The 25,871-nt window shown below is 73.2% G+C and carries 25 protein-coding genes; 24 read left to right on the forward strand and 1 reads right to left on the reverse strand.

Annotated features, from left to right (window positions below; all coding sequences use genetic code 11):
- Positions 1-39 precede the first annotated feature (39 nt).
- From BLV76_RS17815 to BLV76_RS17905, 19 genes are all read left to right on the forward strand, one after another.
- Positions 40-1,677 (forward strand): ABC-F family ATP-binding cassette domain-containing protein, encoded by a 1,638-nt coding sequence (locus BLV76_RS17815; RefSeq protein WP_090970770.1) that lies wholly within the window; start codon positions 40-42, stop codon positions 1,675-1,677.
- A gap of 107 nt (positions 1,678-1,784) precedes the next feature.
- The gene (gene carA, locus BLV76_RS17820) at positions 1,785-2,939 is read left to right on the forward strand and encodes a glutamine-hydrolyzing carbamoyl-phosphate synthase small subunit (RefSeq protein WP_090970772.1); all 1,155 of its coding nucleotides are present in this window, start codon (positions 1,785-1,787) and stop codon (positions 2,937-2,939) included.
- Complete coding sequence (gene carB, locus BLV76_RS17825; RefSeq protein WP_090970774.1) at positions 2,939-6,265, forward strand: carbamoyl-phosphate synthase large subunit; 3,327 nt, start codon at positions 2,939-2,941, stop codon at positions 6,263-6,265. Before carA ends, carB begins: the two co-directional genes overlap by 1 nt.
- On the forward strand, positions 6,262-7,335 hold the full coding sequence (locus tag BLV76_RS17830) for a quinone-dependent dihydroorotate dehydrogenase (RefSeq protein ID WP_090970776.1): 1,074 nt from the start codon (positions 6,262-6,264) through the stop codon (positions 7,333-7,335). Before carB ends, BLV76_RS17830 begins: the two co-directional genes overlap by 4 nt.
- Positions 7,328-8,131: an iron-sulfur cluster-binding protein gene (locus BLV76_RS17835; protein ID WP_090970778.1), complete on the forward strand. Its 804-nt coding sequence runs from the start codon at positions 7,328-7,330 to the stop codon at positions 8,129-8,131. The genes BLV76_RS17830 and BLV76_RS17835 overlap by 8 nt, the downstream gene beginning before the upstream one ends.
- Before the next feature lie 8 nt (positions 8,132-8,139).
- Positions 8,140-8,979: a nitronate monooxygenase gene (locus BLV76_RS17840; protein WP_139306620.1), complete on the forward strand. Its 840-nt coding sequence runs from the start codon at positions 8,140-8,142 to the stop codon at positions 8,977-8,979.
- The gene (gene pyrF / locus BLV76_RS17845; RefSeq protein ID WP_090970782.1) at positions 8,976-9,800 is read left to right on the forward strand and encodes an orotidine-5'-phosphate decarboxylase; all 825 of its coding nucleotides are present in this window, start codon (positions 8,976-8,978) and stop codon (positions 9,798-9,800) included. The genes BLV76_RS17840 and pyrF overlap by 4 nt, the downstream gene beginning before the upstream one ends.
- Positions 9,797-10,231: a hypothetical protein gene (locus BLV76_RS17850; RefSeq protein ID WP_090970784.1), complete on the forward strand. Its 435-nt coding sequence runs from the start codon at positions 9,797-9,799 to the stop codon at positions 10,229-10,231. Before pyrF ends, BLV76_RS17850 begins: the two co-directional genes overlap by 4 nt.
- A gap of 133 nt (positions 10,232-10,364) precedes the next feature.
- The gene (locus tag BLV76_RS17855; protein WP_090970786.1) at positions 10,365-11,324 is read left to right on the forward strand and encodes a Gmad2 immunoglobulin-like domain-containing protein; all 960 of its coding nucleotides are present in this window, start codon (positions 10,365-10,367) and stop codon (positions 11,322-11,324) included.
- 131 nt (positions 11,325-11,455) lie between these two features.
- A complete protein-coding gene (gene mihF, locus BLV76_RS17860; RefSeq protein WP_090970789.1) occupies positions 11,456-11,779 on the forward strand; it encodes an integration host factor, actinobacterial type in 324 nt (107 codons plus the stop codon).
- Positions 11,776-12,393 carry a guanylate kinase gene (gene gmk / locus BLV76_RS17865; protein WP_090970791.1) on the forward strand — a complete coding sequence of 206 codons (618 nt, stop codon included), beginning with the start codon at positions 11,776-11,778 and terminating at the stop codon, positions 12,391-12,393. The genes mihF and gmk overlap by 4 nt, the downstream gene beginning before the upstream one ends.
- Positions 12,394-12,408: 15 nt before the next feature.
- Positions 12,409-12,717 (forward strand): DNA-directed RNA polymerase subunit omega, encoded by a 309-nt coding sequence (gene rpoZ / locus BLV76_RS17870; RefSeq protein ID WP_090970793.1) that lies wholly within the window; start codon positions 12,409-12,411, stop codon positions 12,715-12,717.
- Between the two features lie 13 nt (positions 12,718-12,730).
- Positions 12,731-13,948 (forward strand): bifunctional phosphopantothenoylcysteine decarboxylase/phosphopantothenate--cysteine ligase CoaBC, encoded by a 1,218-nt coding sequence (gene coaBC / locus BLV76_RS17875; RefSeq protein WP_090970796.1) that lies wholly within the window; start codon positions 12,731-12,733, stop codon positions 13,946-13,948.
- A 70-nt stretch (positions 13,949-14,018) separates the two neighbouring features.
- Positions 14,019-15,221: a methionine adenosyltransferase gene (gene metK, locus BLV76_RS17880; RefSeq protein WP_090970798.1), complete on the forward strand. Its 1,203-nt coding sequence runs from the start codon at positions 14,019-14,021 to the stop codon at positions 15,219-15,221.
- Between the two features lie 125 nt (positions 15,222-15,346).
- Positions 15,347-17,356 (forward strand): primosomal protein N', encoded by a 2,010-nt coding sequence (locus tag BLV76_RS17885; RefSeq protein ID WP_090970799.1) that lies wholly within the window; start codon positions 15,347-15,349, stop codon positions 17,354-17,356.
- Positions 17,357-17,404: 48 nt separating this feature from the next.
- Entirely contained in the window at positions 17,405-17,950 is a 546-nt protein-coding gene (def, locus tag BLV76_RS17890) for a peptide deformylase (RefSeq protein ID WP_090970801.1), read from the forward strand.
- A gap of 13 nt (positions 17,951-17,963) precedes the next feature.
- Positions 17,964-18,896: a methionyl-tRNA formyltransferase gene (fmt, locus tag BLV76_RS17895; RefSeq protein ID WP_090972912.1), complete on the forward strand. Its 933-nt coding sequence runs from the start codon at positions 17,964-17,966 to the stop codon at positions 18,894-18,896.
- Entirely contained in the window at positions 18,893-19,318 is a 426-nt protein-coding gene (locus BLV76_RS17900; RefSeq protein ID WP_090970803.1) for an MmcQ/YjbR family DNA-binding protein, read from the forward strand. Before fmt ends, BLV76_RS17900 begins: the two co-directional genes overlap by 4 nt.
- Complete coding sequence (locus BLV76_RS17905) at positions 19,311-20,642, forward strand: RsmB/NOP family class I SAM-dependent RNA methyltransferase (RefSeq protein WP_090970804.1); 1,332 nt, start codon at positions 19,311-19,313, stop codon at positions 20,640-20,642. The genes BLV76_RS17900 and BLV76_RS17905 overlap by 8 nt, the downstream gene beginning before the upstream one ends.
- Positions 20,643-20,691: 49 nt before the next feature.
- Here the strand turns inward: BLV76_RS17905 and BLV76_RS17910 are convergent, their stop codons facing one another.
- Positions 20,692-21,441: an AAA family ATPase gene (locus BLV76_RS17910; RefSeq protein ID WP_090972914.1), complete on the reverse strand. Its 750-nt coding sequence runs from the start codon at positions 21,439-21,441 to the stop codon at positions 20,692-20,694.
- 182 nt (positions 21,442-21,623) lie between these two features.
- Between BLV76_RS17910 and BLV76_RS17915 the strand changes: the two genes are divergently transcribed.
- The 5 genes from BLV76_RS17915 to BLV76_RS17935 all read left to right on the forward strand — a co-directional run bounded on the left by BLV76_RS17915 (position 21,624) and on the right by BLV76_RS17935 (position 25,766).
- Positions 21,624-22,601 carry a hypothetical protein gene (locus tag BLV76_RS17915; RefSeq protein WP_090970806.1) on the forward strand — a complete coding sequence of 326 codons (978 nt, stop codon included), beginning with the start codon at positions 21,624-21,626 and terminating at the stop codon, positions 22,599-22,601.
- A 16-nt stretch (positions 22,602-22,617) separates the two neighbouring features.
- The gene (gene ligD / locus BLV76_RS17920) at positions 22,618-23,577 is read left to right on the forward strand and encodes a non-homologous end-joining DNA ligase (RefSeq protein WP_090970808.1); all 960 of its coding nucleotides are present in this window, start codon (positions 22,618-22,620) and stop codon (positions 23,575-23,577) included.
- A gap of 62 nt (positions 23,578-23,639) precedes the next feature.
- The gene (locus BLV76_RS17925) at positions 23,640-24,587 is read left to right on the forward strand and encodes a lipid kinase (protein WP_090970810.1); all 948 of its coding nucleotides are present in this window, start codon (positions 23,640-23,642) and stop codon (positions 24,585-24,587) included.
- 9 nt (positions 24,588-24,596) lie between these two features.
- The gene (rpe, locus tag BLV76_RS17930) at positions 24,597-25,259 is read left to right on the forward strand and encodes a ribulose-phosphate 3-epimerase (protein ID WP_090970812.1); all 663 of its coding nucleotides are present in this window, start codon (positions 24,597-24,599) and stop codon (positions 25,257-25,259) included.
- Positions 25,260-25,301: 42 nt separating this feature from the next.
- The gene (locus BLV76_RS17935) at positions 25,302-25,766 is read left to right on the forward strand and encodes a DUF427 domain-containing protein (protein WP_090970814.1); all 465 of its coding nucleotides are present in this window, start codon (positions 25,302-25,304) and stop codon (positions 25,764-25,766) included.
- The last annotated feature ends 105 nt before the right edge of the window (positions 25,767-25,871 follow it).

Genomic DNA, 25,871 nt, shown 5'->3' on the forward strand with positions numbered 1-25,871 from the left:
CAGCCCGGCGAGTCCCTCTCGACTCCCGAGGACGTCCGCATGCCATCACCCTCTTCTGCACCCACTGCCGGCTCGCGCGCACCGCTGACAGTCACCGGCCTGTCGGTCACCTATCCCGACCGCACCGTCCTGGCCGGCGTCGACCTCGTCGCGCAGCCCGGTCGCCGCATCGGCCTCGTCGGCGAGAACGGCGTCGGCAAGTCGACGCTCCTGCGCGCGGTCGCCGGACGGCTGCCGTCGCGGGCCCGGGTCTCGGGCTCCATCGTGGCGCCCGACGACCTCGTGCTCCTCGGGCAGGAGGCGCCGTTCCCCGACCGGGCGAGCATCGCCGACGTGCTCGCCCGGACGCTCGCCCCGCTGCGGGACGCGGTCGCGGACGTCGAGCGCCTCGCCGCCGCCCTCGGCACGCCGGACGGTGACGCGGCCTACGCCGGCGCACTCGAGCTCGCGGTCGCCCACGACGCGTGGGACGCCGACCGCCGCGCCGAGGTGGCGGCAGCCCGGCTCGGACTCGACGGCATCGATCCCTCCCGCCGGGTCGGCACGCTCTCGGGAGGACAGCGCACCCGGCTCGCTCTCGCCACGATCATGACCACGCGACCCACGTGCCTGCTGCTCGACGAGCCCACCAACCACCTCGACGACGACGCGATCGACGTCCTCACCGGATTCCTCCGCGAGCTCCCCGGCGTCGTGCTGCTCGCCAGCCACGACCGCGTGCTGCTCGACGACGTGTGCACCGACCTGGTCGACCTCGACGCCGGCGAGCTCGGCACCGACGGCCAGGGCGGCCGACGGTTCGGGGGCGGGTGGAGCGACTACGAGGCCGCCCGCGCCGATGCCCGGCGGCGCTGGGAGGAGACCTACCTCGCGCAGCAGGAGGAGATCGGCCGGCTGCGCGACGCCACCCGGATCGGGACCGGATCGATCGCGCACGACCGGGGTCCGACCGACGGCGACAAGTTCATCTACGCCTTCAAGGGCAGCCGGGTCGACCAGGCGCTCGCCCGGCGCAAGAAGGACGCCCAGCGCCGGCTCGAGGTCGCCGAGCGCGAGCAGGTCCGCAAGCCTCCCGCACCGCTGGTGTTCCGGGGCGACCTGACGGCGCCGGCGTCCGGACGGCTGCTCCAGGTCCGCGACCTCGAGGTCGCGGGCCGCGCCCGCCTCGCTCGGCTGGACCTCGGGGCGGGGGAGCACCTGCTCCTGACCGGGCCCAACGGCTCGGGCAAGTCGACGGTCCTCGGCGTGCTCTCCGGCAGGCTCACGGCCACCCGCGGCTCGGTCGAGGTGTCCGCGCGCACCGTCCGCGAGCTCACCCAGGACCCGGAGGTGAGCGACCCGTCGCGCTCCGCGCTGTCGTCGTACGACGCCGGGGTGGCGCACCTCGCCGACCCGCCCCGCCTGCGGGACCTCGGGCTGCTGTACCCGCGGGACCACCGCACGCCCGTCGGCAGCCTGTCGGTCGGCCAGCGCCGGCGGCTCGGGCTGGCGATCGCGATCGCCGCGTCGCCCGACCTCCTGCTGCTCGACGAGCCGACCAACCACCTGTCGCTCGCGCTCGCCGGCGAGCTCGAGGAGGCGCTGGCGACGGCACCCGGAGGCGTCGTGCTGGCCTCCCACGACCGCTGGCTGCGGCGCCGCTGGGAGGGCCCGGGGCTCGCGCTCACGCCGTGGTGACGTGTCGTGGACGCGATGCCGGGGGAGGCCTCCGGCGCTGGTAGTGTCGGCGGCGGCTCGAACATCCTTTAACGATCCGTCCCGTGAGGCGGAGAAGGAGGTACGGCATGGCTCTGCCTGCCAGGAATCTGACCACTGCCCCGACCCGATCAGCACTGCTGGTCCTCGAGGACGGGCGCACCTTCCGCGGTGAGTCGTTCGGTGCCGAGGGCGAGACCTTCGGCGAAGCAGTCTTCTCGACCGGCATGTCCGGCTACCAGGAGACCCTGACCGACCCCAGCTACCACCGGCAGGTCGTCGTGATGACGGCCCCGCACGTCGGCAACACCGGCATGAACGACGAGGACCCCGAGTCCTCGCGGATCTGGGTCGCCGGCTACGTCGTGCGCGACCCTGCTCGCGTGCCGAGCAGCTGGCGCAGCGTGCGCACGCTCGCCGACGACCTCGCCGACCAGGGCGTCGTCGGGATCAGCGGCGTCGACACCCGTGCCCTGACCCGCCACCTGCGCGAGCGCGGCGCGATGCGCGTCGGCATCTCCAGCACCGAGACCGACCCGCAGGAGCTGCTGGCGCGGGTGCGGCAGTCCGGCGAGATGGCCGGTGCGAACCTCAGCGAGGCGGTCAGCACCCCGGAGGCCTACGTCGTCCCCGCCCAGGGCGAGAAGCGGTTCACCGTCGCCGCCCTCGACCTCGGCATCAAGGCCAACACCCCGCGGATGATGAGCGAGCGTGGCATCGAGGTGCACGTCCTGCCCGCCACGGCGACCCTCGAGGACGTGCAGGCGGTCAGCCCCGACGGCCTCTTCTTCTCCAACGGGCCCGGCGACCCGGCCGCGACCACCGGCCAGGTCGAGCTGCTCCAGGGCGCGCTGCGCGCCGGCATCCCCTACTTCGGGATCTGCTTCGGCAACCAGCTCTTCGGCCGCGCGCTCGGTTTCGGCACCTACAAGCTGAAGTACGGCCACCGCGGCATCAACCAGCCGGTGATGGACCGCACGACCGGGAAGGTCGAGGTCACCGCGCACAACCACGGGTTCGCGGTCGACGCGCCCCTCGAGGGCACCACGACCACCGAGTTCGGCGAGGTGGCGGTCAGCCACGTCTGCCTCAACGACGACGTCGTCGAGGGTCTCGAGCTCCGCGACGCCGCGGGTGCGCTGAAGTCCTTCTCCGTGCAGTACCACCCCGAGGCGGCCGCCGGCCCGCACGACGCGGCGTACCTCTTCGACCGATTCAGCGACCTGATGGGAGGCACCCTCTGATGCCCAAGCGCACCGACATCCAGAGCGTCCTGGTCATCGGCTCCGGGCCGATCATCATCGGCCAGGCCTGCGAGTTCGACTACTCCGGCACCCAGGCGTGCCGGGTGCTGCGCGAGGAGGGCCTGCGGGTCATCCTGGTCAACTCCAACCCGGCCACGATCATGACCGACCCCGAGTTCGCCGACGCGACCTACGTCGAGCCGATCACGCCCGACTACGTCGAGAAGGTCATCGCCAAGGAGCGCCCCGACGCGCTCCTCGCGACCCTCGGCGGCCAGACCGCGCTCAACTGCGCGATGGCCCTCGACAAGGCCGGGGTCCTCGAGAAGTACGGCGTGGAGCTCATCGGCGCGTCCATCGACGCGATCGAGCGCGGCGAGAACCGCCAGCAGTTCAAGAAGATCGTCGAGCAGCTCGGCGGCGAGTCGGCCCGCAGCGTCATCTGCCACTCGATGGACGACCTGCTCGGCGCAGCCGACGAGCTCGGCTACCCGATGGTCGTGCGCCCGTCCTTCACCATGGGCGGCACCGGCTCCGGCATGGCCTACGACGAGGCCGACCTGCGCCGCATCGGCGGCGCCGGCCTCGCCGCGAGCCCGACCACCGAGGTGCTCCTGGAGGAGTCGATCCTCGGCTGGAAGGAGTACGAGCTCGAGGTCATGCGGGATCGCAAGGACAACAGTGTCATCGTCTGCTCGATCGAGAACCTCGACCCGATGGGCGTGCACACCGGTGACTCGATCACCGTCGCGCCCGCGATGACCCTGACCGACCGCGAGTACCAGAAGATGCGCGACCTCGCGATCGACATCATCCGCGCGGTCGGCGTCGACACCGGCGGCTGCAACATCCAGTACGCCGTCAACCCGGCCGACGGCCGGCTGATCGTCATCGAGATGAACCCGCGCGTCTCCCGCTCGTCGGCGCTCGCCTCGAAGGCCACCGGCTTCCCGATCGCCAAGATCGCCGCCAAGGTCGCCATCGGCTACACGCTCGACGAGATCCAGAACGACATCACCCGCGAGACCCCGGCGTCGTTCGAGCCCTCGCTCGACTACGTCGTGGTCAAGGTGCCGCGCTTCGCGTTCGAGAAGTTCCCCGAGGCCGACCCGACGCTGACCACGCACATGAAGTCGGTCGGCGAGGCGATGGCGATCGGTCGCAACTTCACCGAGGCGCTGCAGAAGGCGCTGCGCTCGCTCGAGAGCAAGCACGCGCCGTTCGACTGGCACAAGGAGCACGTCGACCTCGACAAGGACGCGCTCCTCGCGGAGGTCGCCGTGCCGCACGACGGTCGCCTGAAGAAGGTCATGGACGCCATCCGGGCCGGTGCCACGCCCGAGGAGGTCTTCGACGCCACGAAGATCGACCCGTGGTTCCTCGACCAGCTCGCGCTGATCAACGAGGTCGCCGTCCAGGTGATCGACGCGGTCGAGCTCACCCCCGACCTGCTCCGCCTGGCCAAGCGCCACGGCTTCTCCGACGAGCAGATCGGCAAGATCCGCGGCCTGTCCGCCGACGTCGTCCGCGGCGTCCGCCACGCCCTCGGCATCCGGCCGGTCTACAAGACCGTCGACACCTGTGCGGCCGAGTTCGCCGCCCAGACGCCCTACCACTACTCGTCCTACGACGAGGAGACCGAGGTCCAGCCGCGCGCCGAGGGCAAGGAGGCCGTGATCATCCTCGGCTCCGGGCCCAACCGCATCGGCCAGGGCATCGAGTTCGACTACAGCTGCGTGCACGCCTCGCTCGCGCTCGCCGAGGCCGGCTACGAGACGATCATGGTCAACTGCAACCCGGAGACGGTGAGCACCGACTACGACACCTCCGACCGGCTCTACTTCGAGCCGCTCACGCTGGAGGACGTCCTCGAGATCGTCCACGCCGAGCAGCAGGCCGGCCCCGTCGCCGGTGTCGTGTGCCAGCTCGGCGGCCAGACGCCGCTCGGCCTCGCGCAGGGCCTCGCCGATGCCGGCGTGCCGATCGTCGGCACCACGCCCGAGGCGATCCACCTCGCCGAGGAGCGCGGCGCCTTCGGTCGCGTCCTCGCCGACGCCGGCCTGCCGGCGCCCAAGCACGGCACCGCGACGTCGTACCCCCAGGCGCAGCGGATCGCCCACGAGATCGGCTACCCGGTCCTCGTCCGGCCGTCCTACGTCCTCGGCGGGCGCGGGATGGAGATCGTCTACGACGACGCGGCGCTGGAGGCCTACCTCGAGAAGTACGTCGCCAACGGGCTGATCAACGAGCGCCAGCCGGTGCTCGTCGACCGGTTCCTCGACGACGCGGTCGAGATCGACGTCGACGCCCTGTTCGACGGTGAGGAGCTCTTCCTCGGCGGCGTGATGGAGCACATCGAGGAGGCCGGCATCCACTCCGGCGACTCCTCCTGCGCGCTGCCGCCGATCACCCTCGGTCGTGAGGAGATCGAGCGGATCCGCCGCTCGACCGAGGCGATCGCCCGCGGGCTCGGCGTGCGCGGCCTGCTCAACATCCAGTTCGCGCTGGCCTCCGACGTGCTCTACGTCCTCGAGGCCAACCCGCGCGCGTCGCGCACGGTGCCGTTCGTCTCCAAGGCGACCGCGACCCCGCTGGCGAAGGCGGCGGCGCGGGTGATGCTCGGTGAGTCGATCGCCGAGCTCCGCGCGGCCGGCGTGCTGCCGGCGACGGGCGACGGCGGGCACCTGCCCGACGGCTCGCCGATCGCGGTCAAGGAGGCGGTCATGCCGTTCGACCGCTTCAAGACCGTCGACGGCCGCACCGTCGACGCGCTGCTCGGCCCGGAGATGCGCTCGACCGGTGAGGTGATGGGCTTCGACGCCGTCTTCGGCACCGCGTTCGCCAAGGCGCAGGCGGGGGCCTACGGCTCGCTGCCGCTCTCGGGCAAGGTCTTCGTGTCGGTCGCCAACCGCGACAAGCGGCACATGATCTTCCCGGTCAAGCAGATCGCCGACATGGGCTTCGAGATCCTCGCGACCGCCGGCACGGCCGAGGTGCTGCGCCGCAACGGCGTCGAGTCCACCGTGGTCCGCAAGCAGTCCGAGGGCGAGGGCCCCGACGGCGAGCCGACGATCGTGGGCCGGATCCTCGACCGCGAGGTCGACCTGGTGATCAACACGCCCCACGGCGCCACCAGCGGCGGGTCCCCGCGCGCCGACGGCTACGAGATCCGCACGGCGGCGGTGCTCACCGACATCCCCTGCATCACCACGATCCAGGGCCTCGGCGCGGCCGTGCAGGGGCTCGAGGCGATGCGCCGCGGCGACATCGGCGTGCGGTCGCTGCAGGACTGGGCGAAGCTGGCTGCCGACAACCGGAACGCGTGACCGTGCGGGCCTACGACCTCCTCTTCGAGCAGGCACTCACCCGGATCGACCCGGAGCGGATCCACCATGCCGCGTTCCGGACGATCCGGGCGGCGGCCCCGCTCACCGGGCGGGCCGTGCGGCTGCCGTCCGCCCCGGTGCGGGCGCTCGGGCTGACCTTCCCGCACCCGCTCGGGCTGGCCGCCGGCTTCGACAAGAACGCCGTCGGCATCGACGGGCTCGCCGCCCTCGGCTTCGGGCACGTCGAGATCGGGACGGTGACGGGGGAGGCGCAGCCGGGGAACCCCCAGCCGCGGCTCTTCCGGCTCAAGGCCGACCGGGCGATCGTCAACCGCATGGGCTTCAACAACCACGGCTCCGAGGTCGTGGCGAAGCGGCTCGCCGCCTGGCGCGCAGGCGGCGGGACGACCCTGCTCGGGGTGAACATCGGCAAGTCCAAGGTCGTGCCCGAGGACGAGGCTGCCCGCGACTACGAGAAGTCCGCCGGCCTGCTCGCGCCCTACGCGGACTACCTCGTCGTCAACGTCTCCTCGCCCAACACGCCCGGCCTGCGCAACCTCCAGGCCGTGGAGAAGCTCGAGCCGATCCTCGCTGCCGTACGCCGTCGGGCCGACCAGGTGCGGCCCGACCACCGGGTGCCGCTGCTGGTCAAGATCGCCCCCGACCTCAGCAACGACGACGTGCTCGCCGTGGCCGACCTCGCCCTGGCGAGCGGGCTCGACGGGATCATCGCCACCAACACCACCATCAGCCGCGAGGGGCTCGCCAGCCCGTCGGCCGAGGTCGAGGCGATCGGCGCGGGAGGGCTCAGCGGACAGCCGCTCACCCAGCGGTCGGAGGACGTCGTACGCCTGCTGCGGGACCGGGTCGGTGCCGACCTCACCCTGGTCGGGGTCGGCGGCATCACCTCCGTCGACGACGCCCGCCGCCGGCTCGCCGCCGGTGCCGACCTGCTGCAGGGCTACACCGCATTCGTCTACGAGGGTCCGCTGTGGCCGCGGAGGATCGTCACCGGACTCGCGTCGGGCCCCGCGTCGGCAGTCGTCACGGGGCACGCCACGGATGCCTGACGGCCCGGTGCACGTGCAGGGTGAGGTGGTCGCCACCAAGCGGGTCGGCGGCTACCGGCACCTCACGCTGACCGCACCGGGCGTGCCGGAGCGCTTCCGGGCCGGCAACTTCGTGGCCCTCACCGCCGACGGGCACGTCGCCCGGCGCGCCTTCTGGGTGCACCGGGTCCGCGCGAGCAGCGCGTTCGGACCCACCCTCGACGTCGTGATGGAGACGCGGGGGAGCGGCACCGCGTGGCTGGCGGCGCAGCCGGTGGGTGCGAAGGTCGCGATCACCGGTCCGCTGGGGCGGCCGTTCGCGCTGCCGAAGGACGCCGTGTCGTGCCTGCTCGTGGGCGAGGGGTACGCCGCGGCACCGCTCTTCCCGCTCGCCGAACGGCTCCGCGAGCGCGGCTGCTCAGTGTCGCTCGCCGTGTCCGCACCCGATGAGGCGCACCTGCTCTCCGCACTCGAGGCGCGGCGCTCCGCACGCGCGGTCACGGTCCTCACCGCCGACGGCTCGGTCGGGGTGCGCGGCACCGTCGCCGACCACGTGGGCGACCTGGTCGGCCGGAGCGACGCCGACGTCGTCTACGCCGCCGGTCCGCACCACGTCCTCCACGCGGTCGCCGCAGCCGCCGAGTCGGCCGGCGCCTGGAGCCAGGTCGCCGTCGAGTCGCCGACTCCGTGCGGCACCGGTCTCTGCCACGGCTGCCCGCTCCCCGTCGTGGGCGAGGACGGCGTCGACCGGGTCGTGCGCGCCTGCACCGAGGGCCCGGTCGTCCGGGGCGACCGCGTCAGGTGGGCGTCGCTGTGAGCGCACAGGTGCCGGGACCCGTCATGGTCGCCGCCGGTTGCGGCGGCACCGGGCGCGAGCTCGAGCCGTTCTCCGGTCACGCCGGGCTCGCAGGTCTCGACCTCGTCACCCGCTCGCTCACCCTCGACCCTCGACCCGGCGGCCCCGGCCCGCGGGTCGCCGAGGTCCCCGGAGGCCTGGTCAACGCCGTCGGCCTGCCCAACCCCGGGCTCGGGCACTTCCTCGCCACCGAGCTCCCGTGGCTGGTGCGCGCCGGCGTCCGCGTCCACGTGTCCATCGCGGGCGCGACGATGGGGGAGTACGCCGAGCTCGCGGGCCGGCTCAGCACGGCACCCGGGGTGGCCGGCCTCGAGGTCAACGTCGGGGCACCCGACGAGGCAGGCGCCGGCCTCTTCGAGGTCCGCGAGCCCTACCACGCCGCGAGCGTCGTGGCCGCCGTCCGGCGCGAGTTCCCGGCCGACCGACCGCTGCTCGCGAAGCTGCGCCCGGACGTCTCGCGGATCGTCGAGGGCGCCCGGGCCTGCCACGAGGCGGGAGCCACGGCCATCGTCGTCGGCAACGCCGTCCCGGCCGCCTTCGCCGACGGTCGGCCGGGCGGGCTGAGCGGCCCGGCGATCGCCACGATCGCGCTGCGCTGCGTCGCGACGGTCCGTGACGCCCTTCCCGCCGTGCCCACGATCGGCTGCGGCGGCGTCCACGACGTGACCTCCGCCCGGGCCTACCTCGACGCCGGTGCGTCCGCCGTCCAGGTCGGCACCGCCCTGCTCCACGACCCGACCACCGTCGCCCGGCTCCGGGCCTCCCTCTCGACCCCTCCCTCAGCCGACACCCCAGAGGAGACCGCATGACCACCTTCGGCACCCGCCTCGCCCACGCGATCGAGGAGCGCGGCCGGTTCTGCGTCGGCATCGACCCGCACGCCGCCCTCCTCGAGGAGTGGGGGCTCGCCGACGACGTCGCCTCGCTGGAGCGCTTCGCCCTCACCGTCGTCGAGGCGGTCGCGCCGGTGGTCAGCGTGGTGAAGCCGCAGAGTGCGTTCTACGAGCGCTTCGGCAGCCGTGGCATCGCCGTCCTCGAGCGGGTCGTCACCGAGTCGCGTGCCGCAGGCGCGCTCGTGCTGATGGACGCGAAGCGCGGCGACATCGGCTCGACGAGCCAGGCCTACGCCGACGCCTACCTCGACCCCACCTCGCCGCTGGCCTCGGACGCGCTGACCGCCAGCCCGTACCTCGGGTTCGGCTCCCTCGACCCGATGGTCGACGCCTGCCGGGCCCACGGTGCGGGGCTCTTCGTGCTCGCGCTGACCTCCAACAAGGAGGGCCCGGAGGTCCAGCACGCCCGCGACGGCGAGCGCACGGTGGCCGGGACGATCCTCGACCACCTCCGCCACGCCAACGCGGGCGCCGCACCGGTCGGGTCGTTCGGCGCCGTCGTCGGCGCCACGATCGGCGAGACCGCCGAGGACCTGGACTTCAACGGGCCGCTGCTCGTGCCGGGCTACGGCGCCCAGGGCGGCACCACCGCCGACATGCTGCGGATCTTCGGCAGCGCCGCCCGGTGGGCGCTCCCGAGCTCGTCGCGCGAGGTGCTGCGGGCCGGACCCGACGTCACCACGCTGCGTGACGCCGCGCGCCGGGGCAACGACGCCGTCCACGAGCTCGGCGCGTGAGGCTGCTCGTCGCCGGCGCGCTGGCGGCCTGCCTGCTGACCGGCTGCTCGGGCGACCCCCAGGACGGCTACTGCAGCGCCGTCGAGGACCACCAGGCCGAGCTGACGGAGATCGCCGCCTCCGACGACACGGGTGCGCTCTTCGACGCGCTCGACGCCTACGACGACCTCGCGGGGAAGGCGCCTCGCGACATCGCCGACGACTGGGCCGACGTGGTCGACCCGTTGCACGAGCTCCAGCAGGTGCTCGCCGCCCACGACGTCGACCCGTCGACCTACAGCGCGGAGCAGCCTCCCGCCGGGCTCGACCAGGACGCCCGCGACGAGATCGAGGCAGCCGCCCGTGCCGTGGGCTCGGAGCGGACCGTCGAGGCGATGGCGGCCGTGGAGCAGCAGGCGCTCGACGTGTGCGGGACGCCGCTCTCGCGGTGAGCGAGACGGTCGGCCGGGTCAACCGGGCTGTCTCCTGGCGCGTCCCACCACCATGAGCACCGACCGGGACCGCGTCGCCGTCGCAACCTCCGCACCGCGCCCGCCACGGCCACGGGGTCGACTGCCGGGTCTGGTGCTGGGTCTGGTGCTGGTCGTGGTCCTCACCGGGTGCGGATCTTCGGAGAAGGGGGCCACCCAGCCCGAACGGCCGTCGGCCGGGTCGTCGTCGGCCGGGTCGTCGTCGGCCGCGCCGGAGACGCCGACCGACACGTCGAGCGCCGTGCCGCCCGACGGCACGGCCGCGTCATCGGCCGCCGCCCGGCTGCCGTCGGACCTGCGTGGACTGGTCTGGTTCGCCGGGCGCCGGGCGCGCACGGGGGAGCTGCTGCTCGCCGCCGAGCGGTCGCCCTTCGCCGGCAGGCGCGACCTGCTGCGTGCGGCTCGCGCCGCGACGGTGGGTGCCCCGGCCGATCCGGACCACAGGTCGCTCTGGGGCGGCGGTGCACCCGTCGCGGTGAGGCTGTGGTGGGACGGGGACGAGGGCTTCTACGACGTCCGGCTCCCCGACGTCCGCAGCACGCGGCGACCCCCGGGCACGTCGATGCGGGCGGCCCACCTCGCCATCCAGCAGGTGGTGTGGACGCTGCAGTCGGTGGGCGGCACCGTGGCCCCGGTCAGGTTCCACGTCGGGCCTCGTGGCGAGCCCGTGACCGACCTGCTGGGCGTGCCCGCGACCGGTCCGGGCGACACCTACCTCGCGGCCGACCAGTCGGGGGTGCTGGGCAAGGTCGTCGTTCTGGATCCCCCGGAGGGCGCGAGCGTCCGCGGCCGGGTCGTGGTGTCGGGCCTGGCCGAGTCGTTCGAGGCCACGGTGGGAATCCGCGTCGTGACGACGGGCGGTGAGGTGGTGCTCGAGGACGGCACCGGCGCCGAGCAGTGCTGCGGGCGGCTCTGGCCGTGGCGCTACGAGCTGGACACGACCGGGTGGGAGCCGGGTACGTACGTCGTCGAGGCGCGCACGGACGACCCGGTCGGGATCGCGAACGGCAGCGACGGGCCGGAGGTCGACACCCGCACGATCGTCGTCGAGTGAGGCCGGTGGGGCCGGCGCTGTCACGCACGTCACCTCCCCGAGCGCATCTGGCGGGCGCGATTGCCTGCCCACAGGCGATCTGGCTAGATTGAGCCGAACCTCCGCCGGACCCACCCTGAAGGACATCTTTCGTGGCCTTGCCCCCTCTGACGCCCGAGCAGCGCCAGGCAGCCCTCGACAAGGCTGCGGCCTCCCGACGCGAGCGGGCCGAGGTGAAGAACCGGCTGAAGAACTCCGGCGGCTCGATCCTCGACGTGCTGCGCGAGGGCCAGACCAACGAGGTCATCGGCAAGATGCGCGTCGTCGAGCTGCTCCAGTCCGTCCCGGGCCTCGGCCGCGTGCGCGCGCGCCAGGTGATGGAGCGCCTCGGCATCGCCGAGAGCCGCCGCGTGCGCGGCCTCGGCGTGAAGCAGGTCGCCGCGCTCGAGCGTGAGTTCGGCCCCGACGCGTCGTGACCGACAGCCCCACCGCCGCAGTCAACCCCACCCGTCGGTCGCGCCTGATCGTGCTCGCCGGCCCCACCGCCGTCGGCAAGGGCACCGTCGCCGCCGCGGTCCGCGAGACCCATCCCGAGGTCTGGCTCTCGGTGTCGGCGACGACCCGTGCGCCGCGACCCGGCGAGGAGAACGGCGTCCACTACTGGTTCGTCTCCGACGCGGAGTTCGACGCCATGGTCGAGAAGGGTGACCTCCTCGAGTGGGCGGTCGTCCACAAGGCCGCCCGCTACGGCACGCCTCGCGGACCGGTCGACCTCGCACTGGCCTCCGGCCACCCGGCGATGCTCGAGATCGACCTCCAGGGTGCGCGCCAGGTGCGCGAGACCATGCCCGAGGCACTGTTCGTCTTCCTCGCCCCGCCCACGTGGGACGAGCTCGTCCGCCGCCTCGTCGGTCGCGGCACCGAGACCGAGGCCGAGCGCGAGCGCCGGCTCGAGACGGCGCGCGCCGAGCTCGCCGCCGAGAGCGAGTTCGACGTCACCATCGTCAACCACGAAGTTCACGCTGCAGCCGACGAGTTGGTAGCCTTGATGGTTGGACCCGCTTCTCCCGTCCAGCCCCCATCTGACTAGCGAGGCACCTGCACCGTGGCTTCTCCCACCATCGCCGCCGAGGGCGTCACCAACCCCTCGATCGACGACCTGCTCAGCAAGACCGACAGCAAGTACAAGCTGGTGCTCTACAGCGCCCAGCGCGCGCGCCAGATCAACGCCTACTACTCGCAGCTCGGCGAGGGCCTGCTGGAGTACGTCGGTCCGCTCGTCGACACCCACGTGCAGGAGAAGCCGCTGTCGATCGCGCTCCGCGAGATCAACGACGACCTGCTCACCTGCGAGGACATCGACCCCGCCGCCGAGGCCGCTGCCGCCGAGGCCGCTGCCGACGCCACGGAGTGACACGAGGCTCTCGATGACCGTCAGGGTCGTCCTGGGCGTCTCCGGGGGGATCGCGGCCTACAAGGTCTGCGAGCTGCTCCGGCGCTTCACCGAGTCGGGGCACGACGTCACCGTCGTGCCCACGGCCTCGGCGCTCGAGTTCGTCGGCGCGCCGACCTGGTCGGCGCTGTCCGGCAAGCCGGTGGCGACCGAGGTGTGGACGCGCGTGCACGAGGTGCCGCACGTCCGCATCGGCCAGTCCGCCGACGTCGTCGTGGTCGCCCCGGCGACCGCCGACCTGCTCGCGAAGGCCGCGCACGGCCTCGCGGACGACCTGCTCACCAACACGCTCCTCACCGCCCGCTGCCCCGTGGTCTTCGCGCCGGCGATGCACACCGAGATGTGGGAGCACCCGGCCACCCAGGCCAACGTGGCCACGCTGCGTCGCCGCGGCGCGGTCGTGCTCGAGCCGGCCGACGGCCGGCTCACCGGGGCCGACACCGGCAAGGGCCGGCTGCCCGACCCGGCCGAGATCTTCGAGCTCGTCCTCGGCGTCCTCGACCGGGGTGCCGACGCCTCGCAGGACCTCGCCGGCCGCAAGGTCGTCGTGTCCGCGGGCGGCACCCGGGAGTACCTCGACCCGGTGCGGTTCCTCGGCAACCGCTCCTCCGGCCTCCAGGGCTACGCCCTTGCCCGGGCCGCGGCCTCGCGCGGCGCGCACGTGACCCTGGTCAGCGCCAACGTGACGTTGCCCGACCCGGCCGGCGTCAGCGTCGTACGTGTCGAGACGACGCAGCAGCTGCGCGACGCCGTGGTGGCCGCGACCGCCACCGCCGACGCGGTCGTGATGGCCGCCGCGCCGGCGGACTTCCGCCCCACCGCGGTCAGCGACGCCAAGATCAAGAAGGCCGACGACGGCTCGGCGCCGGCCATCGAGCTCGAGCAGAACCCCGACATCCTCGCCGAGATCTCCCACGACCGGGCCCGCGAGGACGCCGTCATCGTCGGGTTCGCCGCGGAGACCGGTGACGCCACCGGTTCGGTGCTCGAGCTCGGCCGGGCCAAGCTCGCCCGCAAGGCCTGCGACCTGCTCGTCGTCAACGACGTCAGTGGGGGAGCGGTCTTCGGCAGCGCCGACAACGAGGCCGTGGTCCTCGCCGCCGACGGCGCGGCCGTCGAGGTTCCGCGCGGCAGCAAGACCGCACTTGCGCACGTCATCTGGGACGAGGTCCTCCGGCGATTCGCCGACTGAGACGCGTGTCCCGGATGCTGGTCCGCCGGTACGTTGTACCCAACCGTTCCACTCAAGAATTGAGAGCATTGTGGCTGGACGCCTGTTCACCTCCGAGTCCGTGACCGAGGGACACCCCGACAAGATCGCCGACCGGATCAGCGACTCCGTCCTCGACTACCTGATGACCGAGGACTCCGACCGGGAGAACCTGCGCGTCGCGGTCGAGACGCTGCTGACCACCGGCCTCGTCGTGGTCGCCGGCGAGGTGCGCACGACCGCCTACGCGCCGGTCGCCGACATCGTGCGCAAGGCCATCCTCGACATCGGCTACGACTCCTCGGAGAAGGGTTTCGACGGCACCACGTGCGGCGTCCAGGTCGCGATCGGCGCCCAGTCCAGCGACATCGCCGCGGGCGTGGACGCCGGTCACGAGTCCCGCGTCGGCTCCTCCGACGACGAGCTCGACAAGCGCGGCGCCGGCGACCAGGGCCTGATGTTCGGCTACGCCTGCGACGACACCCCCGAGCTGATGCCGCTGCCGATCACCATCGCCCAGCGCCTCGCGCAGCGGCTGACCGAGGTCCGCAAGGACGGGACGCTCGCCTACCTCCGCCCCGACGGCAAGACCCAGGTCACGATCGAGTACGACGAGGACGACCGGCCGCTGCGCATCGACACCGTCGTGCTCTCGACCCAGCACGACGCCGAGATCGAGCACGCCACCCTCGAGGCCGACATCAAGCAGCACGTCATCGACCCGGTGCTCGCCACGTTCGACATCCCGTCCGAGGGCTACCGGATGCTCGTCAACCCGACGGGCACCTTCGTGATCGGCGGTCCGATGGGCGACGCCGGCCTGACCGGCCGCAAGATCATCGTCGACACCTACGGCGGCATGGCCCGCCACGGTGGCGGCGCCTTCTCCGGCAAGGACCCGTCGAAGGTCGACCGCTCCGCCGCCTACGCCATGCGCTGGGTCGCGAAGAACGTCGTCGCCGCCGGCCTCGCCCGCCGCTGCGAGGCCCAGGTCGCCTACGCCATCGGCAAGGCCGCCCCGGTCGGCGTCTTCATCGAGACCTTCGGCACCGGCGTCGTGGACGACGAGAAGATCCAGGCCGCCGTGCTCGAGGTCTTCGACCTCCGCCCGGCCGCGATCATCCGCGACCTCGACCTGCTCCGCCCGATCTACGCCGCGACGTCGGCCTACGGCCACTTCGGCCGCGAGCTCCCCGAGTTCACCTGGGAGTCGACGGACCGCGCCGACAAGCTCAAGGCCGCCGCCGGCATCTGAGCCCGCTGCACCAGATCACCCGTGAGCCCCCACTTCGGTGGGGGCTCACGTGCGTCCCGGTCAGGGATCGCGGCGAGCACGGATCGGCTGACGGCCCGTCGGTGGCCGCTGGTTGAATGCGGCCCATGAGCAGCGACCGCGAGGCCCGGGAGGCAGACATGCTTCCGGGGCTTCGCGCCGCGGTGGACGACGCCAGGGCGAAGGCGGCCGCCACCCGGCGGCGCACCGCGGCGTCGTGGGAGCCCGCCGCCACAGACCCGGTGGCCCGGGTGCTGGTGGACATCCCGCTCGCCCACCTCGACCGCCCGTTCGACTACGCCGTCCCCCAGGCGATGGCCGAGTCCGCCGTCCCCGGGGCACGGGTCAAGGTGCGCTTCGCCGGCCAGGACGTCGACGGGTTCGTCGTCGGGCGGGCGAGCGAGACCGACCACACCGGGCAGCTGCAGCCACTGCGCCGGGTCGTCAGCCCGGAGCCGGTGCTCTCGCCGGAGGTCGCCGCGCTCAGCGGGACGCTCGCCCGCACCTATGCCGGTGCCCGGTCCGACGTGCTGCGCCTCGCCGTGCCGCCCCGCCACGCCACGGCCGAGAAGGCCGCGTCGACGCCGGCCCCCGCGTTCGCCGGTCGCGCGCCCACGACGTGGGGCGAGGTCGAGCACGCGGGCGCCTTCCTCCGCCGGCTGGCCGACGGGGACTCGCCCCGGGCGGTCTGGTCGGCCGCGCCCGCCGACGACTGGCCGGCGATGGTCGCCGACGCGGTGGCGTCGGCGTACGCCGCCGGGCGCGGGGTGCTGGTCTGCGTGCCTGACCGCCGCGACGTCACCCGGGTCGACGCCGCGCTGCTCGCCCTGCTGGGTGAGGGCCACCACGTCTGCCTCACGGCCGACGGCGGTCCCTCGAGGCGCTACCGCGACTTCCTCGCCGTGGCGCGCGGCGCGCGGCGGATCGTCGTGGGCACCCGGTCGGCGGCCTTCGCGCCGGTCCACGACCTCGGCCTGGTGGTGATCTGGGACGACGGCGACGACCTCCACGCGGAGCCGCGGGCGCCCTACCCCCACACCCGCGAGGTGCTCGTCGCCCGTGCCGAGCAGCAGGGCACGGCTGCACTGGTCGCGGGGGTCGCCCGGACGCCCGAGGCGCACCAGCTCCTCGCGACCGGGTGGGCCCACGAGCTCGTCACACCGCGTGACGTGCTGCGTCGCAGGGTCCGGGTCGAGGCCGTGCCCGCCGAGGACCGCCAGGTCGGCACCCGGGTGCCGCGCGCGGCCTACGACGCGATCAGGAGCGGCCTGGGGAGCGGGCCGGTGCTGGTGCAGACGCCGCGCGCGGGCTACGCCGCGTCCCTGGCGTGCGACACCTGCCGGTCGCCCGCCCGGTGCACGGCGTGCACCGGCCCGCTCGCGGTCGACGGCCCCACCGTCCCGCCCCACTGCCGCTGGTGCGGCCACGTCGAGGGCGCCTGGTCGTGCCCCACCTGCGGGGGTCGCGGGCTGCGTGCCCCGGTGCGGGGCGAGGCGCGCACGGCTGAGGAGCTGGGGCGGATGTTCCCCGGCACCACCGTCCGGAGCTCGAGCGGCGAGCGGGTGGTCGAGCAGGTCGGCGCCGCCCCCGACATCGTGGTGGCCACCGTCGGGGCCGAGCCGGTCGCCACGGAGGGCTACGCGGCGGTCGTCGTCCTCGACACGTGGCTGACCCTGGCCCGCGAGGACCTCCGCGCCGACGAGGAGGCGCTGCGCCGCTGGCTCAACGCGGCTGCGCTCGTGCGGCCCGGCGGTCACGTGGTCGCCGTCGGCGAGCCGTCGCACCCGGCGCTCCAGGCACTCGTGCGCTGGGACCCCGCCGGGTTCGCCCGCCGCGAGGTCGCCGAGCGCGCCCAGGCCCATCTCCCACCCGCTGCTCGCATCGCCACCGTGACCGGTGACATCGGGGCGCTCGACGACGTGCTGAACCTCCTCGACCCGCCGGAGGGCACGGAGGTGCTCGGGCCGGTGGCGGTGGCCGACGAGCACCGGGTCGTGCTCCGCGTGCCGCGGCGCCACGGCGACGAGCTGTCCGCAGCCCTCGGCGCCATGCAGCGGGTCCGATCGGCCCGCAAGCTCGAGCCCGTCCGGGTGCAGGTCGATCCGCTGAGCATCTGACCGGCTCCCTAGACTTGGGTGTCCGCCGCACCCAGCCTGAGGAGTTCCGTGGCCGTCCAGCCCATCCGCCTGTTCGGGGATCCCGTGCTGCGCCAGCGCGCGGTCGAGGTCGACAGCTTCGATCGTGAGCTGCGCCAGATCGTCACCGACCTCACGGACACGATGCTCGCCGCCCCGGGAGCCGGGCTGGCGGCCCCGCAGATCGGAGTCGGCCTGCGGGTCTTCACGTGGAACGTCCACGGCGAGGTGGGCCACCTGGTGAACCCGTCGCTCACGCTCTCCGACGAGACCCAGGACGGTGCCGAGGGCTGCCTGTCCCTGCCCGAGCTGACCTACGACTGCCTGCGGGCGCTGTCGGTCATCGCGACCGGGTTCGACATGCACGGGGAGCCGCAACGCATCGAGGCCTCCGAGCTGCTCGCGCGTGCGATGCAGCACGAGACCGACCACCTCGACGGCATCCTCTTCATCGACAAGCTCGACACCGACGCCCGCAAGGCGGCGATGAAGGAGATCCGCGAGTCCGAGTGGTTCGGGCTCGAGAAGCCGACCGTCCGGGTCAGCCCGCACAGCACCTTCGGCCTCGGCCGATGACGGGAGGATGGTGATGCGGGTCGTCTTCGCCGGCACCCCCGAGGTCGCCGTGCCCGCGCTCGACGCGATCGCCGCGAGCCGCCACGAGCTGGTCGGGGTCGTGACCCGTCCCGATGCCCCCAGCGGTCGCGGCCGCAAGCTGGTCGCCAGTCCCGTCGCGCTGCGGGCGGAGGAGATCGGCGTACCGGTCCTCAAGCCCGAGCACCCGCGCGACGCCGGCTTCCAGGCGTCCCTCGCGGACCTGCGGCCCGACGCGTGCCCCGTCGTCGCCTACGGCGCGCTGCTGCCGCAGTCGGCCCTCGACCTGGTGCCGCACGGCTGGATCAACCTGCACTTCTCGGTGCTGCCGGCGTGGCGTGGCGCCGCGCCCGTCCAGCACGCCCTGTGGGCCGGTGACGCGGTCACGGGTGCGACGACCTTCCGGATCGTCAAGGAGCTCGACGCAGGTCCGGTCTTCGGCGTGATGACCGAGCGGGTGCGGGCCACCGACACCGCCGGAGACCTCCTGGAGCGCCTCGCGGCAGGAGGCGCCGGGCTGCTGGTGCAGACGCTCGACGGCATCGAGGACGGCACCGTCGCCGCCCTCGACCAGCCGGGCGAGGGCATCTCGTTCGCGCCGAAGATCCTGGTCGACGACGCGCGGATCAGCTGGTCGCACCCGGCCGTCGGGATCGACCGCCAGGTGCGCGCCTGCGAGCCCGCACCGGGCGCGTGGAGCACGTTCGAGGGTGAGCGGATCAAGATCGGGCCGGTGACGATCACCGATCGTGAGCCCCTCGAGCCCGGTGTCCTGGAGGTCACCAAGAACGCCGTCCTCGTCGGCACCGCGTCGACCCCGGTGCAGCTCGGCCAGGTCAAGGCGTTCGGGAAGAGGCAGATGGGAGCGGCCGACTGGGCCCGCGGCGTGCGCCTCGAGTCCGGCGCGCGCCTAGGCTCCGAGGCGTGAGCACCTCCGACCCGCGACCGGCCCGTCCCGAGGACGTCGACGAGATCTGCGCCTCGCTGCCCGAGACCGAGCTCGGCACCTCCTGGGGTGACCGCCCGACCTGGAAGGTGCCGCGCGGCCCGAAGGGCAAGGGCTTCGTGCTCCACCGGGCGCCGGGGCCGACCGCGGTCGATCCCGGGACCGGCGAGCGCTACGACGACCTGCTGGTGATCTCGACGGCCACGGAGGTCGAGAAGCTCGCCCTGGTCGAGGACCCGTCGACGCCGTTCTTCACCATCGACCACTTCAGGGGCTACAGCGCGGTGCTCGTGCAGCAGTCCCGGCTCGGCGAGATCACCCGCGAGCAGCTCGTCGAGGTGATCACCGAGGCGTGGGCCGCGAAGGCGCCGAAGAAGCTGGTGCGGGAGTACTTCGGTGAATGACCGCGCCCGCCGCGGACGCCGCCCGGTCGATCGTCCGCGGCGGGCCGCGCTCGACGTGCTGACGGCTGTCCGCGTCGACGATGCGTACGCCAACCTCGTGCTGCCGCAGGTCCTCCGCAAGCACCGGCTCGAGGGCCGTGACGCCGGCCTGGCGACCGAGCTGGCGTCGGGTGCGATCCGGATGCACGGGCTCTACGACCCGGTCATCGACGCCTGCCTCACCAAGCCGCGCCTCCAGCCCGAGGTGCGCGACGTGCTGCGGCTCGGCGTCCACCAGCTGCTGTCGATGCGCGTGCCCGACCACGCGGCCATCTCGACGAGCGTCGACCTCGTCCGGGCCACGGTCGGGCAGGGGCCCGCCGGGCTCGTGAACGCCGTCCTGCGCAAGGTCAGCCGCCAGGACCTCGACGCGTGGGTGGAGCAGGTCGCACCCGACCGTCCGGGCGACCTGCGCGGCCACCTCGCCGTCGCCCGCTCGCACCCACGATGGGTGGTCGACGCGCTCGCGGAGGCGCTGGGCACCGACGACGAGCTCGACGACCTGCTGGCGGCCGACAACGCCGCGCCGCGCGTCACCCTGGTCGCGCGTCCGGGTCTCGCCGACGTCGTCGAGCTGGAGTCCGCCGGGGGCACTCGCACCGTCCGGTCGCCCTACGGCGTCGTGCTCGACGGTGGCGATCCCGCCGGCGTCGCCGCTGTGGCCGAGGGCCGTGCGGGCGTGCAGGACGAGGGATCGCAGCTGGTGGCGCTCGCGACGGTCGACGCCCCGCTGCAGGGGCGGGACGAACGGTGGCTCGACCTGTGCGCGGGTCCCGGCGGCAAGGCAGCACTGCTGGCGTCGCTGGCGGCACAGCGCGGCGCGGTGCTCGTGGCCAACGAGCGCCAGCCCCACCGGGCGGTCCTCGTGCGGTCGGCGATGCGCGCCGTCCCCACCGGAGCCGTCCACGTCGTCGCGGGCGACGGCACCCGACCGGCCTGGGTGCCGGGCACGTTCGACCGGGTGCTCGTCGACGCGCCGTGCTCCGGACTGGGTGCGCTCCGACGTCGGCCGGAGTCGCGCTGGCGTCGTACGCCCCAGGACCTGGACGTGCTCACCGTCCTCCAGCGGGCACTGCTCGACGCGGCCCTGGAGTCGGTCCGGCCGGGCGGCATCGTGGTCTACGCGACCTGCTCGCCGGTGCTGGCCGAGACGGCCGCGGTGGTGGACGCGGTCGTGGCGAGCCGCGACGACACCGTCGAGGTCGACCGGTTCCAGCTGTGGCCGCACCGTGACGGCACGGACGCGATGTTCGCGGCGACCCTGCGCCGCCGGGCCCTCGTGTGAGGCCCTGTGTGAGGCCCTCGTGTGAGGCCGCGTGCGAGGACGGCGTCGCTCAGTCGTCCTGCAGGTGCCGCAGGTAGGACCAGGGCTCGGCGAGGTAGCGCCGCCAGTGGTCGACGAGGTCGAGCTCGGCCCACGTCGTCTCGCGCAGTCCCCACGGTCCGGCCTCGAGGATCCGTGCGCCCGGCATCGCGGCGAGCACGGGGGAGTGGGTCGCGCAGAGGACCTGGCCCTTGCGGGCGACCACGCGCTGGAGGGTCGAGATCAGGCCGAGCGTGGACGAGAACGACAGCGCGGCCTCGGGCTCGTCGAGGCAGAAGAACCCCTTGCCGGTGAAGCGCGACTCGAGCACGGCGAGGAAGGACTCGCCGTGGCTCAGCGTGTGGAAGGCGACGTCCGGGTCGCCGGAGGTCCTCGGGTTGTCCTCGATGTAGGAGTACCAGCCGTGCATGGTCTCGGCGCGCAGGAAGAAGCCCCACTTGCTCGCACCCGCCCCGCGCACCAGCTGCAGGGCGTCGCCGAGCGACGACTCCGTCGGTCGGGTCGAGTGCATGCTGTGGGTGCTGCCGCCCTCGGGCGACAACCCGAAGGCGGTCGCGACCGCCTCGACGATCGTCGACTTGCCCGACCCGTTCTCACCGACGAGGAACGTCACCCCCGGCTCGAGGTCGAGCCCGTCGGCGAGGACCTGGGCGACCGCCGGGATGGAGGCGGGATAGGCGTCCGGGCTCAGCCCGTGGCTCGCGCGAGCCTCCGCGCGACGCACCGGGTGGCGCGGGAAGTCGTCACCCCTCAGCGGCATGGCGCCACCGTAGCCACCACCACCGACGGAGCCGATCGGCACGCGTCACGGGGCTGTTCACCCGAATACGAAGAATTGGTCATCTCCGGGCCGCGTGTTCACAACCGTGGGGTAGTCGAGCATGATGGGGTGAGCGCGTCGCATCGGAGGGATGCGAGAGCGTACGGGGAGCAGGACTCTTGATGCAGCTGCGGAACATTCTCGGGATCGTCGCGACGGGTGCGGCGCTGGGTGCGATGAGCGTCGCGCCTGCCCACGCCGACACGCGGACCCTCGCCGGACCGACGACCGGCGACTCCGACACGTTCCTGACCTACGTCGGCTGCGACGGCGTCTTCACCGCCGGCGCGGCGCCGCAGTCGCGGATCAACCTCGGCCCCTACTCCGCACCGCTCGGCCGCCGCTCGCTCGGCATCGTGCCGACCGGTGGCGGCAGCGCCTCCGGTCCCTACTCGAGCTTCACCTCGCTCGCCGGCGTCGACGCGTCGCTCTCGGTCGCCGCCACTGCCGGCAGCCAGGGCGTGTCCTACGTCGTCGCGATCACGTCCGACAGCCCCGCGGGCACCGCCTGGGCGGGCCGCGCTCCCGTCACCGCCCCGGCGGGAGGCTGGACGCAGGTGTCCAGCGCCTCGCTCACCTACGACTGGTCCCTCGTCGACCTCGGCAGCCGCCGGCAGGTCTCCGCGGCCGGCTCGGCCACTCCCGCCGACTTCGCCGCCGAGCACGGCGACGGTGCCGGGTTCGTGGTCACCGGCTTCGGCTGCGACGCTCGTCCGTTCAACCTGGACGCCGTCCGTGCGGGCGGCTCGACCTTCGACTTCGAGGGCCTGTCGCTCACGACCGCGATCAGCACCCCGGCCAAGCAGGTCGCGGCAGGCGACGACGTCACGCTCACCGGCCGGGTGGCCGACGGCAGCGGCCGCGTCACCGGCGACCCGCTCGTCCTCGAGTCCCGCACCGGCAACGGCGCGTGGACGCCGGTCGGCGGACCGCAGCTGGCCGGTGCCGACGGCCTGGCGCGGGTCGTCGTACCCGTCTCGGAGACCACGGAGTTCCGCTGGCACCGCCCGCAGTCCCAGTACGCCGACGAGGGCTGGTCGGACACGGTCACGGTGACGGTTGCCGAGCCCGTGCCGTCCGAGGCACCCGACAAGAAGTAGCCCGTAGGCTGCGGGAGTGGCTTCCCCCTTCGTCGAGATCGAGGTCGACGACCGCGTCGTCAAGGTCACCAACCCCGACCGCGTCTACTTCCCGGACAGCGGCGCCACCAAGCTCGACCTGGTCGAGTACTACCTCGCCGTCGGCGACGGCATCGTCAACGCGCTCCTCGAGCGGCCGTGCATGCTGCACCGCTTCCCGAAGGGCCTCGCCGGCGACAAGGTCCACCAGAAGCGGCTCCCGTCCGGCGCGCCCGACTGGGTCGAGACCGTCCAGCTGTTCTTCCCGCGCTGGAAGCGGACGGCCGACGAGCTCTGCGTGACCGAGCTGGGCAGCGTCATCTGGGCCGTCCAGATGTCGACCGTCGAGTTCCACCCGTGGAACAGCCGTCGTGCCGACACCGAGAAGCCCGACGAGTGGCGCATCGACCTCGACCCCGGCCCGGAGTGCGGCTGGGAGACCGTGCAGCGCGTCGCGCACGTCGCCCACGAGGTGCTCGACGAGCTCGGAGCCACCGGCTTCCCGAAGACCAGCGGCGGCTCGGGCCTGCACATCTACGTGCGGATCCCGCCCGACCACGGCTTCCAGGACGTACGACGCGGGGCGCTGGCGTTCGCGCGCGAGGTCGAGCGCCGGGCCGGGGGAGAGGTGACGACCGCGTGGTGGCGCAAGGACCGCGATCCCGCCCAGCTGTTCGTGGACTACAACCAGAACGCGCGCGACCACACGATCGCGGCAGCCTACTCGGTGCGCGGCGTGCCCACCGCCCGGGTCTCCGCGCCGATCCGGTGGGACGAGGTCGACGGGTGCGAGCCCGACGACTTCACGATCGCCACCATGCCCGGGCGGTTCGCCGAGATCGGTGACCTGCACGCCGACATCGACGGGCACCCGTTCGACATCGCCCCGCTGCTGGAGTGGGCCGACCGCGACGACGACGAAGGTGCGGAGGCACCCCCCGAGCCCGAGGACGGGTAGCGCACAGGCTCCCCACAGGTGGTCCTCACGCGACTCTCACGCACGCTCCGTAGCGTCGCGTCATGACGAACGCCTGTCCCACCCAGCCCCGCAGCGACCGGGTCTCCGTCGTCGTCAACACCGCGTCCCGGACCGGCCTCCGCGCCCTGCCGCTGGTCGAGGCCGCCCTCCGGTCGGTGTCCGACGACGTCCGTGTCCGGCCGGCGCACGGCGGCGGGGAGCTGATGGACGCACTCCAGGTGGCGGTCGCCGACGAGCCCGACCTGCTGGTGGTCGGCGGCGGTGACGGCACCATCGCGTGCGCCGCCGGACTCGTCAGTCGCACCCGGACCACGCTGGGCGTGCTGCCGCTCGGCACGGCCAACGACTTCGCCCGCACGCTCGAGATCCCGTCCGTGCTCGAGCAGGCCGTCGCGACCCTGACCACCGGCAAGGTCGTCGACGTCGACCTCGGCACCGTCGACGGTCGCGCCTACCTCAACGTCGCGTCGGTCGGCCTGTCCGTCGCGGTGACCCAGCGACTCACGCCGGGGCTCAAGCGACGGTTCGGGCGCTTCGCCTACCCGGCCGCCACCCTGGCGGCGTACCGCTCGCACCGACCGTTCGCCGCGCGGCTCGAGCTCGACGACGGGACCGTCCTCGAGCTGCGCGACCTCATGCAGGTCGCCGTCGGCAACGGCAGGCACTACGGCGGCGGCCTCACCGTGGCCCCGAACGCCTCGATCGACGACCACCTCCTCGACGTGTACGCCGTCGAGCAGGGCCGGTTGCGCGACCACCTGTCCGTCGCGCGGCTGCTGCGCACCGGACAGCTCGTCGAGCACGAGCGCGTCCACCACCTCACGGCACGCCGCATCCGGATCGTCACCGACGAGCCGCTGGACGTGAACCTCGACGGCGAGATCGCCGCCCGCACGCCCGCGACGTTCGAGGTCGAGCGCAACGCCCTCCACGTCGTCGTACCGGCTGCGAGTCGAGCCGCCCGGATGGACGCGGAGCCGACTCCCTAGGATCGTGCCGTGGGCATCCAGATCACGCCGAGCATCCTCAACGCCGACCTGTCGCGCCTCGCCGACGAGGTCGCCCGGATCCCCAGTGCCGACTGGGTGCACGTCGACGTGATGGACAACCACTTCGTGCCCAACCTGACGCTCGGCCTGCCGGTGATCGAGGCGCTGAGCAAGCACGCCTCGCAGCCGATCGACGTGCACCTGATGATCGAGGACGCCGACCGCTGGGCGCCCGCCTACGCCGAGGCCGGTTGCGGGTCGGTGACGTTCCACGCCGAGGCCGCCAAGGCGCCGGTCCGGCTCGCGCGCGAGATCCGGGCCCAGGGGTCGCGGGCCTCCATGGCGCTGAAGCCGGCGACGCCGATCGAGCCCTACGAGGCGCTCCTGCCCGAGCTCGACATGCTCCTGATCATGACCGTCGAGCCGGGCTTCGGGGGCCAGAAGTTCCTCGACCTGTGCCTGCCGAAGATCCGCACTGCCCGCGAGCTGATGCGCAAGCACGGCGTCGAGACCTGGCTCCAGGTGGACGGCGGGGTGTCGCTCGAGACCATCGAGCGGTGCGCCGAGGCAGGTGCCGACGTCTTCGTCGCGGGCTCGGCGGTCTACTCCGCCGACGACCCCGACGCGATGGTGCGTGAGCTCAAGGCCACGGCCGAGGCCGCCTCGGCGTGAGCACCGCGTGAGCCCCTAGGTGTGGCTCCGTAGGTTGTAGCCATGACCGAGTCCGTCTGGGACTACCCGCGTCCACCTGCGATCGACCCGAGCAGCGAGCACGTCGTCGTGACCCACGGCGGTCTCGTCGTCGCCGACACGACGAGCAGCCTGCGCGTGCTCGAGACGAGCCACCCGCCGACGTACTACCTCCCGCTGTCGTCGTTCTCCGACGGCGTGCTGCGGCCGGGTCGCGGTGCGTCGTGGTGCGAGTGGAAGGGTCAGGCGGCCTACTTCGACCTCGTGGTCCGCGACGAGGTGCTGGCCTCGATCGCGTGGACCTACCCGACGCCGTCGAAGGGCTTCGAGGTGCTGCTCGACCACGTCGCGCTCTACCCGGGTCGCGTGGACCGGTGCACGGTCGACGACGAGGTCGTGGTGCCGCAGCCGGGCAACTTCTACGGCGGCTGGATCACCTCGCGCGTGACCGGTCCGTTCAAGGGCGCCCCGGGCACCTCGGGCTGGTAGCTCCCTGGTTCCGGGCGCGGGTCCGCCGCTACCGAACAGTACGGCTGCGATCGGGGCCCCGGGACACCCGTACCGTTCGGTAGCGCGAGGATCGAGTCCCGACCT

The sequence above is a fragment of the Nocardioides exalbidus genome (genome assembly GCF_900105585.1).
GTDB lineage: Bacteria > Actinomycetota > Actinomycetes > Propionibacteriales > Nocardioidaceae > Nocardioides > Nocardioides exalbidus.

Excerpts from the sequence above, each read along its gene's own strand:
- BLV76_RS17815 (WP_090970770.1), top strand. The coding sequence starts at position 40 with ATGCCATCACCCTCTTCTGCACCCACTGCCGGCTCGCGCGCACCGCTG.
- carA (WP_090970772.1), top strand. The coding sequence starts at position 1,785 with ATGGCTCTGCCTGCCAGGAATCTGACCACTGCCCCGACCCGATCAGCA.
- carB (WP_090970774.1), top strand. The coding sequence starts at position 2,939 with ATGCCCAAGCGCACCGACATCCAGAGCGTCCTGGTCATCGGCTCCGGG.
- BLV76_RS17835 (WP_090970778.1), top strand. The coding sequence starts at position 7,328 with ATGCCTGACGGCCCGGTGCACGTGCAGGGTGAGGTGGTCGCCACCAAG.
- pyrF (WP_090970782.1), top strand. The coding sequence starts at position 8,976 with ATGACCACCTTCGGCACCCGCCTCGCCCACGCGATCGAGGAGCGCGGC.
- coaBC (WP_090970796.1), top strand. The coding sequence starts at position 12,731 with ATGACCGTCAGGGTCGTCCTGGGCGTCTCCGGGGGGATCGCGGCCTAC.
- BLV76_RS17885 (WP_090970799.1), top strand. The coding sequence starts at position 15,347 with ATGAGCAGCGACCGCGAGGCCCGGGAGGCAGACATGCTTCCGGGGCTT.
- fmt (WP_090972912.1), top strand. The coding sequence starts at position 17,964 with ATGCGGGTCGTCTTCGCCGGCACCCCCGAGGTCGCCGTGCCCGCGCTC.
- BLV76_RS17910 (WP_090972914.1), bottom strand. The coding sequence starts at position 21,441 with ATGCCGCTGAGGGGTGACGACTTCCCGCGCCACCCGGTGCGTCGCGCG.
- BLV76_RS17915 (WP_090970806.1), top strand. The coding sequence starts at position 21,624 with ATGCAGCTGCGGAACATTCTCGGGATCGTCGCGACGGGTGCGGCGCTG.
- BLV76_RS17925 (WP_090970810.1), top strand. The coding sequence starts at position 23,640 with ATGACGAACGCCTGTCCCACCCAGCCCCGCAGCGACCGGGTCTCCGTC.
- BLV76_RS17935 (WP_090970814.1), top strand. The coding sequence starts at position 25,302 with ATGACCGAGTCCGTCTGGGACTACCCGCGTCCACCTGCGATCGACCCG.